Source organism: Achromobacter aegrifaciens, assembly GCF_902859965.1.
GTDB classification, from domain to species: Bacteria; Pseudomonadota; Gammaproteobacteria; order Burkholderiales; family Burkholderiaceae_B; genus Achromobacter; species Achromobacter aegrifaciens.
Genome location: NZ_CADIKO010000001.1, coordinates 2104192 through 2119641 on the forward strand (window position 1 = coordinate 2104192; position 15450 = coordinate 2119641).

15 protein-coding genes are annotated in these 15450 nt (G+C 66.9%); 4 read left to right on the forward strand and 11 right to left on the reverse strand.

What is annotated here, in order from left to right; all coding sequences use genetic code 11:
- Positions 1 to 5 precede the first annotated feature (5 nt).
- Genes HV793_RS09800 through HV793_RS09815 form a run of 4 tightly spaced genes read right to left on the reverse strand, consistent with a single transcriptional unit; the run spans position 6 to position 3146 of the window.
- Positions 6 to 779 carry an SDR family NAD(P)-dependent oxidoreductase gene (locus HV793_RS09800; protein WP_119450229.1) on the reverse strand — a complete coding sequence of 258 codons (774 nt, stop codon included), beginning with the start codon at positions 777 to 779 and terminating at the stop codon, positions 6 to 8.
- Entirely contained in the window at positions 776 to 1495 is a 720-nt protein-coding gene (locus tag HV793_RS09805) for an SDR family NAD(P)-dependent oxidoreductase (protein ID WP_054457672.1), read from the reverse strand. Before HV793_RS09805 ends, HV793_RS09800 begins: the two co-directional genes overlap by 4 nt.
- Positions 1496 to 1505: 10 nt before the next feature.
- Complete coding sequence (locus tag HV793_RS09810) at positions 1506 to 2402, reverse strand: isocitrate lyase/PEP mutase family protein (protein WP_054457671.1); 897 nt, start codon at positions 2400 to 2402, stop codon at positions 1506 to 1508.
- Positions 2403 to 2423: 21 nt separating this feature from the next.
- The gene (locus tag HV793_RS09815) at positions 2424 to 3146 is read right to left on the reverse strand and encodes a GntR family transcriptional regulator (RefSeq protein WP_175213062.1); all 723 of its coding nucleotides are present in this window, start codon (positions 3144 to 3146) and stop codon (positions 2424 to 2426) included.
- Positions 3147 to 3444: 298 nt separating this feature from the next.
- Here HV793_RS09815 and acnA point away from each other — a divergent pair, with 298 nt between their 5' ends.
- From acnA to HV793_RS09835, 4 genes are read left to right on the forward strand one after another with little or no spacing between them, the layout of a single operon-like run.
- Positions 3445 to 6144 (forward strand): aconitate hydratase AcnA, encoded by a 2700-nt coding sequence (gene acnA / locus HV793_RS09820; RefSeq protein ID WP_244958611.1) that lies wholly within the window; start codon positions 3445 to 3447, stop codon positions 6142 to 6144.
- A gap of 29 nt (positions 6145 to 6173) precedes the next feature.
- Positions 6174 to 7535, forward strand: a complete 1362-nt coding sequence (locus HV793_RS09825; RefSeq protein ID WP_125470497.1) for a dihydroorotase — start codon at positions 6174 to 6176, stop codon at positions 7533 to 7535.
- 33 nt (positions 7536 to 7568) lie between these two features.
- Entirely contained in the window at positions 7569 to 8297 is a 729-nt protein-coding gene (locus tag HV793_RS09830; protein ID WP_054457667.1) for an isochorismatase family protein, read from the forward strand.
- Between the two features lie 7 nt (positions 8298 to 8304).
- Entirely contained in the window at positions 8305 to 9300 is a 996-nt protein-coding gene (locus tag HV793_RS09835) for a CobW family GTP-binding protein (RefSeq protein ID WP_175213064.1), read from the forward strand.
- A gap of 25 nt (positions 9301 to 9325) precedes the next feature.
- Here HV793_RS09835 and HV793_RS09840 read toward each other — a convergent pair whose 3' ends face one another.
- The 7 genes from HV793_RS09840 to HV793_RS09870 form a co-directional block, all read right to left on the reverse strand.
- A complete protein-coding gene (locus HV793_RS09840; RefSeq protein WP_175213065.1) occupies positions 9326 to 10129 on the reverse strand; it encodes an N-acyl homoserine lactonase family protein in 804 nt (267 codons plus the stop codon).
- Complete coding sequence (locus HV793_RS09845; protein WP_175213066.1) at positions 10126 to 11358, reverse strand: alpha/beta fold hydrolase; 1233 nt, start codon at positions 11356 to 11358, stop codon at positions 10126 to 10128. Before HV793_RS09845 ends, HV793_RS09840 begins: the two co-directional genes overlap by 4 nt.
- Positions 11303 to 12046 carry a GntR family transcriptional regulator gene (locus tag HV793_RS09850; protein ID WP_119450237.1) on the reverse strand — a complete coding sequence of 248 codons (744 nt, stop codon included), beginning with the start codon at positions 12044 to 12046 and terminating at the stop codon, positions 11303 to 11305. The genes HV793_RS09845 and HV793_RS09850 overlap by 56 nt, the downstream gene beginning before the upstream one ends.
- Positions 12047 to 12163: 117 nt before the next feature.
- Complete coding sequence (locus tag HV793_RS09855) at positions 12164 to 12877, reverse strand: ABC transporter ATP-binding protein (protein ID WP_119450238.1); 714 nt, start codon at positions 12875 to 12877, stop codon at positions 12164 to 12166.
- Positions 12874 to 13614 (reverse strand): ABC transporter ATP-binding protein, encoded by a 741-nt coding sequence (locus HV793_RS09860; protein ID WP_119450239.1) that lies wholly within the window; start codon positions 13612 to 13614, stop codon positions 12874 to 12876. Before HV793_RS09860 ends, HV793_RS09855 begins: the two co-directional genes overlap by 4 nt.
- A complete protein-coding gene (locus HV793_RS09865; protein ID WP_175213067.1) occupies positions 13607 to 14581 on the reverse strand; it encodes a branched-chain amino acid ABC transporter permease in 975 nt (324 codons plus the stop codon). The genes HV793_RS09860 and HV793_RS09865 overlap by 8 nt, the downstream gene beginning before the upstream one ends.
- Positions 14581 to 15441 (reverse strand): branched-chain amino acid ABC transporter permease, encoded by an 861-nt coding sequence (locus tag HV793_RS09870; protein WP_119450241.1) that lies wholly within the window; start codon positions 15439 to 15441, stop codon positions 14581 to 14583. Before HV793_RS09870 ends, HV793_RS09865 begins: the two co-directional genes overlap by 1 nt.
- Positions 15442 to 15450 lie beyond the last annotated feature (9 nt).

Below are 15450 nucleotides of genomic sequence, written 5' to 3' on the forward strand. Positions count from 1 at the left end.
TGGAGCTATAGCGCGGTGTAGCCGCCGTCCGCGCGTATGTCCGTACCCGTGATGAATGAGGCGGCGTCGCTGATCAGGAAAACTGCTGTCTGTGCGATCTCCTCGGCTGTGCCGAGGCGTCCGGCTGGATATTTGGCCGCCAACGCGGCGCCGGCGGCCTGCGCGCTGCCATAGCGCGCGACCAGCCTGCTGGTCAGGACCGCGCCCGGCGACAGGCTCAAGGCGCGGATGCCGTCGGCCGCGTGGTCCACGGCAATGGCGCGCGCCAGCGCGATCAGACCGGCCTTGCTGGCGCCATACGCACCACGGCCCGGCGCGGCCACGCTGCCCAGCTGCGAGGCGATGTTCAACACCACGCCGCTGCCGGCCCGCGCCATGTGGGGGATGGCGCATCTGCTCATCAGCCACGCGCCCGTCAGGTTCACGTCCAGCGCCTGGCGCCATTGCTCCAGCGTAAGGTCCGCGATCTTGTTGCCCGGCGTGACGGTGGCCGCGTTGTTCACCAGGACGTGGATCGCACCCCAGTGCGCAGCCGTTCTTTCCACGGCTTCGCGCGTACTTTGCGCGTCGCTCACGTCGCAGGCGATCGCCAGCATCTGGGTATCAGGTCCAGCGAGGGCCTGGCGGGTTTGCGCGAGCAGTTCCGCATCGCGGTCCAGCAAGGCCACGCGGGCGCCGGCAAGCAGGCATTGCGCCGCGATCGCCTGGCCCAATCCACCGGCTGCGCCGGTCAGGATCACGACCTTGCCATGCAGCGCGGGTGCGTTCGTCTGTGTCATAGCGGCATCGCTCCCAGCGAGGCGCCGCCGCAGACGTAGAGCGTCTGTCCGGTGATGGCGCCTGCCTGCGCGCCCAGGAAGAAGGCAATGGCCGCGGCGACTTCGCCCGCGTCGATCAGGCGGCCCAGCGGCAGTTCAACCTGCGGCGGAGCGCCGCGCTTGGGATCGCGCAGCATGGGCGTGTCGACCGCGCCGGGCGCGACGACGTTGACGGTGATGCCGCGCGCGATGAGTTCGGCGGCCAGACTGCGCGCCAGGCCAATCTGGGCGGATTTGGTCGCCGCATAGGCCAGGCGTTGCGCGCGGCCCAGCACGGCGCGGCTGGACACCAGCACGATGCGGCCGCGGCCGTCAGGCAGTTGCGGCGCCAGCGCGCGGACCAGCGCCATCGGCGCGGCGCCGTGCAATTGCCAAAGCCAGTCCGCGTCTTCCGGGCGCGTGTCCAGCGCGCCGCCGGTGCGCACTGCGCCCGCGCAATGCGCCAGCGCTGTCGGGGCGCAGCCGTCCAGCAGCGCGCATAGACCGCGCAAGGCGGCGGCGTCGGTCAGGTCGCACACCAGATGGCGATACTGTCCATGGCCTTTGATGGCCGCCGGCGCGATGTCCACGCCGGTCACCTGCCAGCCGGACGCCAGCAGCAGCTCGGCCAGCGCCAGACCGATGCCCGACGACGCGCCCGTCAGGACGCAATGCGCCTGCGCATTCCGCTCAGTCATGGCGAAGCGCTCAGTCGGCCAGCGTCGTCAGGCGCTTTTCCATGGCGCGCATCTGCTCGTAGCCCATCAATTGCATGATGTCTTCGATGCCCACCAGCAGGTCGGGACGGTCGGCGGGCTCGCCGCTGGCGATCACGCCCTGCATGACTTGCAACGCCTGGCGCATGCCGTAAATCGCAGCGGCAGGCAGCATGCGCGGCAGGCTGATGCGCTTGACGCCGATTTCCTTCAGGCGCGGCAGCGGAATCAGCGGCGTGGTGGGACGGTTGCGGATGCCGAATCCCATGTTGATGCTGACCGGAATGCCGGCGGCGTCCACCAGGCGCTTGATGTCGTCCTCGGTGCGCACGGCGTCGGGGAACAGCATGTCGGCGCCCGCCTTGGCGTAGGCGCGGGCGCGCTTGACCGCGCCTTCGATGCCTTCGATCGCGAGGGAGTCGGTGCGGGCGATGATGACGAAGTCATCGTCGCGTCGCGCCAGGCAGGCGGCTTCGATCTTCTTGACCATTTCCGCTTCGCTCACCACGTCCTTGCCGGGCATGTGGCCGCAGCGCTTGGGGCTGACCTGGTCTTCGAGGTTGATGCCGGCGACGCCGGCTTCCTCGAACATCTGTACCGTGTGGTAGACGTTCACCGGGTTGCCGTAGCCGGTGTCGGCGTCAGCCGTGAGGGGAATGGAGACGGACCGCGCCAGATGACGGCAGTGGGTGACGTTTTCCGACAGGCCCATCACGCCGATGTCCGCGATGCCCAGCAGGGCGTTCGACACTGCCGCACCGCTGGTGCAGGCGGTCTTGAAGCCCGCGGCCTCGACCAGGCGGATGCTGTATCCATCGTACACGCCAGGGGAGACGATGAAAGGTTCGTTCTTCAGCAATTGCCGGAACTGGTGGCGCGGGTTGTTCATGTCGTACTGCTCCAGAGAGTGTCAGGCAGCGGAGACGGGGTGCCCGGCGATGCCGGACGCCCCTTCCGCCAGATGTTCAAAAAGGTGTTGCGCCGCGCGTTCGATGTGCGAGCGCATGAGCGATTCCGCCAGCTCGGCGTCGCGCGCGCGGATCGCGCGCAGGATCTGCCAGTGTTCGGCGTAGGCGTCGTCCTTGCGCTCCAGCACGGTGCCGGAGTGCCGGCGGTAGACGCGCAGCAGGTGATAGAGGTCGCCGCAAAGGGCGTTGATGATGCGGTTGTTGCCGCTGGCCCGCACGATGCGCTCATGGAAGTCGAAGACCCGCGGCGCGGGGGCGCCGCCATTGGCCGCTTCCAGGCGCCGCTGGCGGTCCTGTTCAAGCTCGGTCAGCAGTTGCGTGATTTCCTCGTCGCTCATGCGGCGAGTGGCCAGATTGCAGGCCACGCCTTCCAGTGCCATGCGCATCTGGAACAGTTCCAGCGCGGATTCCGCCGACAACGTCACCACGCGCGCCTTGATGTAGGGCTCGCGCGTGATCAGCTGGATCCCTTGCAGGCGGCGCACGGCCTCACGCACCGGACCGCGGCTAACGCCGAATTCCTGCGCCAGCGCGACTTCATTGATGACGCTGCCCGGGGCCAACCGGCCTTGGTAGATCGCGTCCAGCACCTGGTCGAACACCACGTCGGCCAGCGGGCCGGAGGCGTCTTCCTTGATGGCGATGGAGGTCGTGGCGGTGTTCATAGTGTTGACAGCCTATCAAAGGAATTTAAAAAGTGTCAACTCTTTTGGAGTTGACAGGATCGTGGTGGCGATACCGGATTGCAGGCGTCGCCATTGATGTTTCGCCTATTTTACAGAGACTTTTCGGGGTTATCCCTAGCTCTATGGGGGTGGTTCTTGTATCTACACTTTCGATGAGGCTATGCCAAACTGTATTTGACGCACCCATTGTCGATTCAGTGATGGCCTATAGTGTTGACACTATTATTTCGTAAGCCGTAAGATGGACTCAGTTGAGATTTTCCCGATTACCGCTGCCATGATCCAGTCTTTCCCCTGTTGCGGCAGGACGCTGCGCTACGCGCACCTGTCCGCCGCCGCCCGAGCCGCGGGGCGCGACATCCACGCATATCCCTATGTCATCCGCGTGCTGCTTGAGAACCTGCTGCGCCATCGCGCATGGGGCGCCGCCGTGTCCGAGGACGAGATCGGCAGGCTCTGGGATTGGCGCGCGCATGCCGGCGCCGACTTGCCGCTGCATGTCGCGCGGGTGATCCTTCCGGACTCCAGCGGCCTGCCGGTATTGCAGGACCTGGCGGCGCTGCGCGACGCGGTGGCCCAGGCGGGCGGGGACGCGGCGCGGGTGGACACCCGGATTCCGGTGGACCTGATCGTGGACCATTCCCTGCAGGTCGACCATTGGGGCGACGAAGGCGCGGTGCAGCGCAACCTGCGCCGCGAGTTCGAGCGCAACGACGAACGCTACCGGTTCCTGAAATGGGCGCAGCAGGCTTATAAGGGTCTGCGGGTCATCACGCCGGGCATCGGCATCATCCATCAGGTCAACCTGGAGTACCTGGCGCCGGTGGTCATACGCCAGTCACGGCCGGACGGCGACTGGGCCTATCCCGATTTCGTCATCGGCGGCGACTCGCACACGCCGATGGTCAACGCCCTGGGCGTGCTGGGGTGGGGCGTGGGCGGCATCGACGCCGAGGCGGCCCTGCTGGGCCACGCCTACACGTTCCCGATCCCGGAGGTCGTGGGGGTGCGGCTGCGCGGCGCCATCGAGGCGCCCGCGCTCACCACCGACGCCGCCCTGCTGATCACGCAGCAATTGCGCGCGGCGGGCGTGGTGGGCTGCATGGTCGAATTCTTCGGCCCTGCGGCGCAGGCGCTAGGCGTGCCGGAACGCGCCACCATCGCCAACATGGCGCCCGAGTACGGCGCCACTTGCGGCTTTTTCCCGATAGACACCCGCACGCTGGACTATGCCCGCATGACGGGGCGCAGCGACGAGCAACTGGCGCTGATCGAAGCCTATGCCCGCGCCAACAGCCTGTGGCGCGATGCCGGCGACGCGGAGCCCGCTTATAGCCGGGTGATAGAGATCGACCTGTCGGCGGCGCGTCCCAGCGTGGCGGGTCCGCGACGGCCGCAAGACCGCATGGACGTGGGCGAGGTCGGGGCGGATTTCCGCCGCCGCCTGGGTCAGTCCCTGACGGAAGGCGGGTTCGGCGTGGACGCCGCCGCGCTGGCCGCGCATCCGCCCAGCCGCGCTTCCCTGGGCCATGGCTCCGTGGCGCTGGCGGCCATCACCTCTTGCACCAATACGTCCAATCCTGGCGTGATGCTGGCCGCGGGCCTGGTCGCGAAAAAGGCGCTGGCGTTGGGGCTGACGCCGCCCGCCTGGGTCAAGCGTTCGCTGGCGCCGGGATCGCGCGCCGTCACGCGCTATTTGGAATCCGCCGGCCTCCTGCAGGCCTTGCAGGCGCAGGGATTTCACGTGATCGGCTATGGCTGCACGACTTGCGGCGGCAAGTCCGGCCCCCTGGACGCCGCGGCGGCAGACGCCATCGCCGAGGGCGGCCTGGTGGCCGCGGCGGTGCTGTCCGGCAACCGCAATTTCGAAGGCCGCATTCACAAGCTGCTGCGCGCCAACTACATCGGCTCTCCGGCCATGGTGGTGCTGTATGCGCTGGCCGGCAGGATAGACCTGGACTTCGAACGCGAACCGCTGGGGCCGGGCTCCGATGGCGCGCCGATCTATCTGCGCGACGTCTGGCCCAGCCAGGAAGAGATAGCGGCCCTGTTGCCGCTGGCCGCGGATCCTGCCTTGTTCGCCGAGGTCTATGACCCGGCGAGCCTGGACAGCGCGATCTGGCGCGACCTGCCGGCGCCCTCGGGGCTGCGCTTTCCCTGGGACCCGGAATCGCAATACCTGGTCGAGCCGCCATTCTTCAAGACCGAGCCCGGCCGCGATGCCCTGGCAGACCTGGAAGCCAGCCTGAAGCACGGCCGCGTGCTGGCGGCGTTCGGCGATTCGCTGACGACCGACCACATCTCGCCCAGCGGCGAGATCCCGGCGGATACGCCGGCTGGCGCGTACCTGATCGGCAAGGGCGTGGCGTCGCGCGACTTCAATACCTATGTGGCGCGCCGCTGCAATCACCATGTGATGACCCGCGCCACCTTTGCCAACATCCGCATCAAGAATGCGCTGGTGCCGGATGTGGAGGGCGGGGTGACCCGCCATTTTCCCAGCGGGCAGCGCATGGCGGTGGTCGACGCGGCCGAAGCCTACCGCGCCGAGGGTGTGGCCAGCGTGGTCCTGGGCGGCAAGGACTACGGCATGGGCAGCAGCCGCGACTGGGCCGCCAAGGGTTCGGCGCTGCTGGGCGTGCGCGCCGTGATCGCGGAATCGTTTGAACGCATCCACCGGGCGAATCTGGTGGGCATGGGCGTGTTGCCGCTGGCTTTCGCCCCGGGCGAGGGCTGGCGCCAGTTGGGCCTGACCGGGGCGGAAACCCTGCGTTTCGACAACGTGGCTGACGGTGTGCGCAAGGGCGAGCCCATCACCGTCGTCGCCGAAGACGGCGAGCGCCGCATCGTCTTCCAGGCCTACGCCCAGGTGCTCACTCGCGCCGAACGCAAACTCATGGCAGAGGGCGGCATTCCTGCCAGCGTCCTCAACGGCTTTTTGAACGACACGCAGGCCGCTGACGCGGCCCATCGCTGAAAACACGCATCTACCGGGAAAACCACATCATGCTGGATCTGCTGCTTACCAATGCCAGACTGTACTTGCCCCAGCAGGGGCTGACCGAAGGCGTACTCGGCGTCATCGACGGTCGCATTGCCATCATCGCCGAGCCAGGCGCGCAGTTCGAGGCCCGCGAGACCATAGATTGCCAAGGGCTTTGGGTATTGCCGGGTCTGATCGATCCGCACGTGCATTTCGGATTCGGCTCGCCCGAGACCGACTTCGAAACCGAGTCGCGCTTCGCTGCCCTGGGAGGCACCACCTCCGTGCTGTCGTTTCATCGCTCGGCGGATATCCGCGAATCCTTCGACAAGGTGCGCGACCGCGCGCTGTCGCAGAGCTGCGTCGATTTCGGCTTCCATTTCGGCATCACCAGCAATCTGCACGTGGAGACGCTGGAGGAAATTTCGCGCCGCTTCAACGTGAATTCCTACAAGCTCTACATGATGTACAAGGGCGCAGCAGGGCTGTCCAAGGGCTTTACCGATATCGACGACGGCCTGCTGTATTCGGCGTTGCGCGCTACCGCCGCGATCCCGGGCGCGATCATGGGCGTGCATTGTGAAAACGTGGAAGTGATTCCCGTCCTGCGGGATCCGCTGCGCGCCGCTGGCCGCGACGACCTGAAGGCCTGGAATGAACAGAGCCCGGACTTCCTGGAAGCGGAGAACGTGCACCGCGTCTGCTACTTCGCATCCAAGACCGGCGCCGCGGTCAACATCGTGCACCTGAGCAGCCGCGAGGCGCTGGACGAGGCGCGGCGCCACCGGCGCACGCCGGACGCGCCGCCGATCTATGTCGAGACCTGCCCGCACTACCTGTTCCTGAACGACGAATCGCCCGCCGGGACTTATGCCAAGGTCAATCCGCCGGTGCGCGGCCAGGCCGACGTGGACGCCATGTGGGAGGGCGTGCTGGATGGTTCCATTACCACCATCGGCACCGACCACGTGCCGCGCAAGCGTGCCACCAAGGACACCGACATCTGGGCAGCCAGCAACGGCTTTCCCGGCACCGGCTTGATGTTGCCGATCCTGCTGCACGAAGGCTATCACCGCCGCGGCGTGCCGCTGGAAACGTTGATGAAAGTCAGCGCGGAGAACTCTGCCCGCATCTACCGCATGCCTGCCAAGGGCAGCATCGAGATCGGCAAGGATGCCGACCTGGTGTTGGTGGATCCGGATCTGGAGCGCACCGTCGATCCCTCCACGCTCGAATCCAATTCCGACTACTCCCCTTACGAGGGCATGACCCTGAAGGGTTGGCCCGTGCGCACCCTGGTGCGCGGGCGCACTGTGGCGCTGGACGGCCGCATTACCGATGCCGCGCGCAGCAATCCCGGCGGCCGCTATCTCAAGCGTCTTTGAACTGAACCTACTCCTCTTCTGGCAGGCACTACCATGAGCGAAACCAAGCGAATCTGGGACGACTTTCTGACTGAACGCGACAAGCAGGTGCTGGCGCAGGCCGGCTACGGCAAGCGTGGCGGCTTCGGCAAGCGTCCGGCCCTGTTCATCATCGACGTGCAGTACAACTTCTGCGGCGATACGCCCCAGGACATCCTGGAAGGCCTGAAGCAGTACCGCACCCATTGCGGCCGGGAGGCCTGGGACGCGGTGGCGCATATCGTGCCGCTGCTGGAGCTGGCGCGCGACAAGAACATACCGGTCTTCTATACCGAAAGCGGCCGCCGCGCCGACCTTCTGGACAGCGGCGTGCAAGTGGGCAAGAACCATCGCGGTGGCGAGAAGACCGTGCTGGCCAACACCCATGCCACGCAGACCGTGGAGCCGTTGGCCCCGCGGCCGCAGGACATCCGCATCACCAAGCAGAAGCCGTCCTGCTTCTTCGGCACCATCTTCATGAGCCACCTGAACTTCCTGGACGTGGACACGCTGATCCTGGTGGGTTGCACGTCTTCGGGATGCCTGCGCGCCACCACGGTGGACGCCTATTCGTACAACTTCAAGGTCATCATTCCCGAAGAGGCTGCGTTCGACCGCTTCCAGGCCAGCCATGCGATGAGCCTGTTCGACCTGAACTGCAAGTACGCCGATGTGATCCCGTCGCGCGAAGTGCAGGATTACCTGCGCAACCTGCCCGCGCCGGCCGCGGCGGAACAGGCCTGAGCCGCCCATGTCCGCGACCGCCGCCGGACCGTTGCCGGTCTACCTGCTGACGGGTTTCCTGGGCAGCGGCAAGACCACGCTGCTGTCGCGGTTGGTGCGCAGCCCGCGCTTTGCCGATACGGCGGTGGTGATCAACGAGTTCGGCGAGATCGGCCTGGACCACATGCTGGTGGGCAAGGCCGATGACACCGACGTGGTGCTGCTGGATTCCGGCTGCCTGTGCTGCGCAGCCACCAGTTCGCTGCAGGACACGCTGGAGTCGCTCTATTACCGGCGCCAGCGCGGCGAGATTCCCGCGTTCACGCGCGTGGTGGTGGAGACTTCGGGGCTGGCGGATCCGTGTCCGGTCATCAATACGCTGGCGGCGGATCCGCTCATCGCCCGCCACTACCGCTTCGGCGGCGTGGTGGCGACGGCGGACGCGCTGCATGGCCTGTCGACGCTGGACGCCTACCGCGAAGCCAGTACCCAGATCGCCATCGCCGACCGCATCGCGCTGACCAAGGCCGATCTGGCCGATGAGGCTGCGATAGACACGATGCGCGCTGCGCTGCGCGGCTACAACGCCAGTGCGCCCATCCGCGCGGTGTCGCCGGACACCGTGGACGAAGACGCGCCGGCCTTGTTCGACGGCCTGCGCGCCGGGCATCTGGACGTGGCGGCGCTGACGGCGGTGCCGGCCTCGGGGCCGCTGGCGCATGTGCTGCGCTACGGCATCGTGTCCCACTCCTTTACGCAGAGCCAGCCGGTGGGCTGGGAGGACTATGCGCGCTGGACCCGGCACATGCAGCGCCAGGTCGGCGACCGCCTGTTGCGCGCGAAAGGGCTCTTGCGCTGGACGGACGGGACGCTGCGCGCCGTCCATGGCGTGCGGCATGTCTTTTCTGTGCCCGAGCCTGTCGAGGGAGTGGAAGGCTCGCAGCGGGCGGGCGCCATGGTCCTCATCGTGCAGGACATGTCGGCGGAAGACGTGGACGAGGCGATTCGGCCGCTGGGATTGTGATGCCGCGCCGCTGGCGCGCTGGCGTTCAGGGGCGCGCGCCGTTTCCCAGGTGCAACGCCACCACTTCCGTATCCGCGCCGGCCAGTCCCGGGTACCGTGTCCTGACCAAAGGATCGTGCCCCGGCACGATGTGGTCGGGCGATTCCGCGAACTTCAGCAGGATCTCGTAGCCCGCCAGCATGTCAGCGACGTTGTCGACGATGGGAAACGGTGCGTCCAGGCCCATGTTGTCGTAGTAGTGGCTGGCGTCCGACGCCAACACCATCCAGCCGCGCGCGGTGCGCACGCGCACCGCCTGCAGTCCGCGGGTATGGCCGCCGATGTGCAGCAGTTGCAGGCCCGGTGCGATTTCGTCGTGGCCATGGTAGAACGCCACGCGTTTGTCGTACACGCCCCGTACCACGTCGACCACGTCTTCCACTGCATAGGCGTGGCGCAGCATGTCGAAGCGCATGTTGCAGCCGCAGGCATAGTGCAGCTCGCTTTCCTGCAGATGCAGGCGGGCCTGCGGCAGCTTGCGGATGTTGCCTGCGTGGTCGTAATGCAGATGTGTGACGATGACATCGCGGATGTCCGCGGGCGCGATACCCAGCTTTTCCAATGCTTCAATCGGGCAGCGCAAGAACTCGCGGCCGCGGGCCCGGGCTGCGGCCTCGTTGAAGCCCGTATCCACCAGGTAGACGCGCTGGCCGTTGCGGATGACCCAGACGAAGTAATCCATCGGCATCGGGCCGTCGTGCGGATCCGGGGGCGTGATGAAGTTCTGGCTACGCTGCCGCGCTACCGTGGCGTAGCGCAGGGCGTAGACCTCGTAGTGGGGCAGTGTCATGCGATGGCTCCGGTTGCGCGCAGGCGGTCCAGTTCGGGGCGCAGATATTCCAGCAGGCGTTGCGGGTTCTCCACCATGGGGAAGTGGCCCAGTTCGGGCATGGCCTGAAACCGTGCGCCGGGAATCAGGGCCGCCACCCGCCTGGAATCCTCCGGGCTGGCCGAGTAGTCGTAGGCGCCGGTCAGCAACGATATGCCGAAGGCGTCGGCGTTCAGGCCCGTCAGATGGCGGGCCGCGTCGAAGTCCTCGCTGTAGAACCAGAGGTCATTGGCGTAGACATTGAAACCGCCTTGCGAATAGATCCAGGCTGCGTCGCGCCGGGCTTGCAGCGTGGCGGCGGGGCCCATCAATCCGCGCACGTAGGCGGGGTTGTGCGCGGCCTGGTTGACCTGAGGATGGCACAGCATCGGGGTGCGGCGTCCGGCCGCTTGGTACGGCGCCTCCAGCGCGACGACGCCTGCCACGTCGGCTGGGCTGCGCGCCGCCACCACCAGCGCCATTGCCGCGCCCATCGAGCAACCCAGCAGGGCCGCCGGTTCACCCGCGACCTGGCGAATCACCGCCAGGCAGGTCTGCAGATAGGCATCGCGCGAGAGGCCCGCGTCGATCCATGCCTGGCCGGGCAGCGGCATGCTGCGCCCGTGTCCGGGCATGTCGAAGGCGATCATGCGCCATTGCCGGCGCAGGCCGGGGTCCGCCATCAGCGCGTGGTACTGCCGGGAGTCCGCGCCCGCCGTGTGCAGCATCAGCAGCGCCGGCCCGACCGCCAGTCCGCTGGTTTCATAGTAGATGGAAGTCTGCGCCGCGCCGATATCAATGGTCGCATAGGAGCCGGCAATCGCGCTGCGGTCGAGCAGGTCCGGCGTGGCGTCAAGCTGGCCCCGGAGGATTTCGAAAAGCCGCTCCAGCGGGTGCAGGGCCTGGGCGATGGCCAGCGCATCGCCCGTGACTCGCAGGCCTTGGGCCTGGCGGCGGGCAGCGGTGAAGGAGTGGTAGCCCGGAGGCGGGGTGTCGCTGAGCAGCTTGCGCCAGGTTTCCGGCGGCGCGCTGATGGTGATGCATTGCGACGGTGCGGTGGGCTGGCCGGCCCAGGCGGTTACACGCTCTTGCGCCGCGGCGCCGGCCTGCAGCCAGAGGGCGCAGGGCAGGCCGCGCGCGGCCAGGATGAACTCGCTATCCTGCTGCGCCAGGGCCGCCGCGGCTCTTAGCTTCTGAACGATCGCGTTCACTGTCGGATGTCTCCTGTTGCTGGCGCCTGAGCACGTCGAGCGCGGTGCGTTCGGCGTTGACGATATGGCTTTGTGCGGCGTCTTGCGCGCCTTGCGGATCGCGGGCGTGGATGCGCTCGTAGATCAGGTCGATTTCGGCCATGCTTTCCGGCAGGCGTTCGGGGCGCGCGAACGAGGTGGCGCGCAGCAGATTGATGCGGGATAGCAGGCCGGGCAGCATGTCCTTGACCAGATCGTTGTCGCAGCCGCCCAGCAGCACGTCGTAGAAATCGCGCTTTGCCGCCAGCAACGCCGACTTGTTGCTGCCCTTGGCCTGGCGGTGCAGGGCATCCACGGCCTTGCGCAGGCGCTCGACATCGGCGTCGCTCGCCAGGCGCGCGAATTCGTGCGCGGCATAGCCTTCCAGCAGGGCACGCAGGGCGTAGAGATCGCGGGCGGCCTTTTCGGTGATGCGCATCACGGTAGGACCGCGGTGCGGCTCGATCGTGATCAGGCGTTCGGCTTCCAGCGTGCGCAGCGCTTCGCGCAGGGTGCTGCGGCTGATCCCGAGTTGCTCGCACAGTTCCTGCTCGCGCAGGCGTTCCCCGCCCTTGATCCGTCCGTCCGTGATGGACGCGCGCAGGAATTCCTCCACGCGGGTGCGCAGGGTGCCGGGTTTTTCGAATACCGCGCCGGTCGGGCTGGCCATGGCTGTCTCTCGCTTATGCTGGCGGCGAATCCGTTCGTTGGCGCAGGCTCATGGCCGCGCCGCGGCGAACCGCCGTGTCTACGTAAAGACGCAATATATCCCGTCGGCGCGCCATGGCTACAGTCCGAGGTAGGCCGCCCGCACGCGGCTGTCCTGCAGCAGCGTGCCACTGGGGCCCGACAGCACCAGGGAGCCGGATTGCAGTACGTAGGCGTATTCCGCCACCGACAGCGCCAGACGTGTGTTCTGCTCCACCAGCAGGATGGTCAGGCCGCTGCGGTGGATGTCGATCATGGCCTGGTGCATCTCCTCGACGATCTTGGGCGCCAGGCCGTGGCTGGGTTCGTCCAGCAACAGCAGTCGCGGTTCCAGCATCAGCGCGCGGCCGAATGCCACCATCTGTTGTTCGCCGCCGGAAAGCGTACCGGCCTGCTGGCGGCGCCGTTCCAGCAAGCGGGGAAACAGCGCGTAGATGCGGTCGCAGCCGCGCTTGACCGCGGCCATGTCCCCGCGTCGGGTGTACGCGCCCAGGTAGAGGTTTTCCTCGACCGTCATTTCCGGAAAGACATGGCGGCCTTCCGGCACGTGGGCGATGCCCAGTTCAGGGATGCGGTGCGGGGGCAGGCGCAGGATCTCTTCCCCGTCGAACCGGATGCTGCCCCCAACCTTGTCCAGAAGGCCGGATATGCAGCGCAGCAGCGTACTCTTGCCCGCTGTATTGGCGCCGACCACGGCAATGAAACCGCCTTCGGGCACATCCAGCGACACGTCGTGCAGCACCGGGCTGCGGTTGTATGCGGCGGTCAGTCCCTCGATATGCAGGAGGCTCATGCCAGTTCCTCCACCTGTTCCAGCGACTTGCCGAGATAGACCTCGATTACCGTGGGATCGGCCGCGATCTCCGCCGGGCTGCCTTCTGCGATCTTCTGGCCGAACGACAGCACCAGGATGCGATTGCACAGGCGCATGATGGCGCGCATGTGGTGTTCCACCACGATGAAGGTGATGCCCGAGTCGTCGCGCAGGGCACGGATCAGATCCAGCAGCGCGTCCATTTCGGATTCGTTCAGCGCCGCCATCACCTCATCCAGCAGCAAGACCTTGGGATCGGTGCACAGCGCGCGGGCCAGCTCCACCCGCGCCTGCTCGGGAAACGAGAGCTCGCCGGCCGGCTTGCGCGCGATGCCGGCCAGGCCGACGCGCTCGAGGTTGCCCAGCGCCAGCTGGCGCGCGCGGCTTACGTCATGGCGCAGCAGTCCGCCGACCAGCACATTGTCCAGCACCGTCATTTCAGGAAACAGCGCCACGTTCTGGAAGGTCTTGGTCATGCCGAGCGCGGCGATCTGGTGGGGCCGCAGGCCGCTGATGTCGCGGCCCTCCAGTTCGATGCGTCCGCCGTTGCCGCGGTACAACCCGACCAGCAGGTTGAATAGAGTGGTCTTGCCCGCGCCATTGGGGCCGATGAGGCCCAGGATATCGCCGCGCGCCACGTTGAACGACACGTCGTCCACGGCTTTCAGGCCGCCAAAGCGGCGCTGGATGCGGGAAACGTTCAGGATGTCAGGCATGCTGGCCTCGTGTCAGGTTGCGCAGCCGGGTCCACAACGCCGACAGGCCACGCGGCTCGATCAGGATGATGGCGATGAGGATCAGCCCGAAAGCCAGCTGCGACGCGCCCGCCGTATGGCCGGACAGCCAGTCGTTGAACAGTTCCTCCAGCGGGATGATGACTAGCGCGCCGATCAGCGGCCCGGCCACGGTGCCCACGCCGCCGATGATGCAGATCAGCGCCACGCGCACCGAAACGCCGACCAGCGAGAAGACGGTGTCCGGGTCGAAGAAGTAGATGAACTGCGCGTACAGCGTGCCGCAGGCGCCCATCAATGCGGCCGAGATGACGGCGGCGAGAATGCGGGTGCGGGCGGTGTTCACGCCGATCACCTCGGCGGCCTGGGGATTGGCCTTGACCGCGCGCAGCCGGTAGCCCAGGCGCGAACGGCTGATCAGCGCGAACACCGCCGAGGTGATCACCGCGGCCCCCAGCATCAGGTAGTAGTAGGGGATGCTGGACTTGAACTGCATCTGCGCCAAGCCTTCCGAGAACGGGATCGACACGCCCACCGGTCCGCCGGTCACAGAGGCCCAGGTGTTGGCGATGGCGCGCAGCACTTCGCCAAAGGCCAGCGTGGCCAGTGCGAAGTAGTGTCCGCGCAGGCGCATGGTAGGCAGACTGAGCAGGGCGCCCGCAGCCGCGGCCACCGCCATGGCTGCGACAATGCCCAGCCAGGGCGAAATGCCGTAGCGCATGAGCAGCAGGGTCGAGGTGTAAGCACCCAGCCCGAAGAACGCCGCGTGTCCGAGGGAGATCTGGTTCGCCAGCCCTCCCACGATGTTCCAGGACTGGCCCATGGCTGCAAACAGCAGCACCAGCGTCATGACGCGGATGCCGTAGCCCTGATCCTGCATCAGCCATGGCGCGATCAGGGCCGCCGCCAGCGGCAGCGCCCACAGCAGGAGTTGTCGGTTGCCAGTCATCAGCCCGCCCTTTTCAAAAGACCTTCCGGGCGCACGGCCAGCACCAGGATGAAGATGGCGAACAGCGCCAGGTTCTGCAACTGCATGGGCAGCACGAGCGAAGACAGCGACTGGATCACCCCGACCGCCACGCCGCCCACCACCGCGCCTATCACGCTGCCCAGTCCGCCCAGTACCACCGCGGTAAACATCAGCACGCTGAACTGCGCGCCGACCGTGGTCGAGGCCGTGAGGTAGGGCAGGATGATGCCGCCGCCCAGCGCCGTCATGCCCACGCCCAGGCCGAACGCCAGCTGGTGCACCCGGTGGGTCGAAATGCCGGACAGCCTGGCGGCCATGGGGTCCTGAGCGGTAGCGCGCACCGCCATGCCCCACCAGGTTTTCTTGAGCACCCACCACAGCGCCAGACCCGCCACCGAGGCCACCACGAATGCCAGCAGGTAGGGCGCACTGAGGAGGATGGGCCCCACGGCCAGCGCAGTCATCTGGTAGGGCGTCTGCACCGAGCGGAACTCGGAGCCGAACAGGATCAGCGCCAGGTTCTCCATGACGATGAGCAGGCCCACCGTCAGGAAGATCTGCGCCACGGCTGGCGCCTTCAGCACCCGGTCGATCAGGTACTTCTGCGTCAGCACGCCGAGCACGAATGCCACCGCGAACGACAGCAGCGACCCCAGCAACGGATCCAGTCCGAGCAGCTTCCAGGCGAAGTACGCCACGAACATGCCCACCATCAGGAATTCGGCCTGGGCGAAGTTGACGATGGAGACGACTCCGAAGACGAGCGTGAGCCCGATGGAGATCACCGCGTAGACCCCGCCCAGCAGAATGCCGTCCACCAGCGCCTGGAGGAATTGCATGACTGTTCT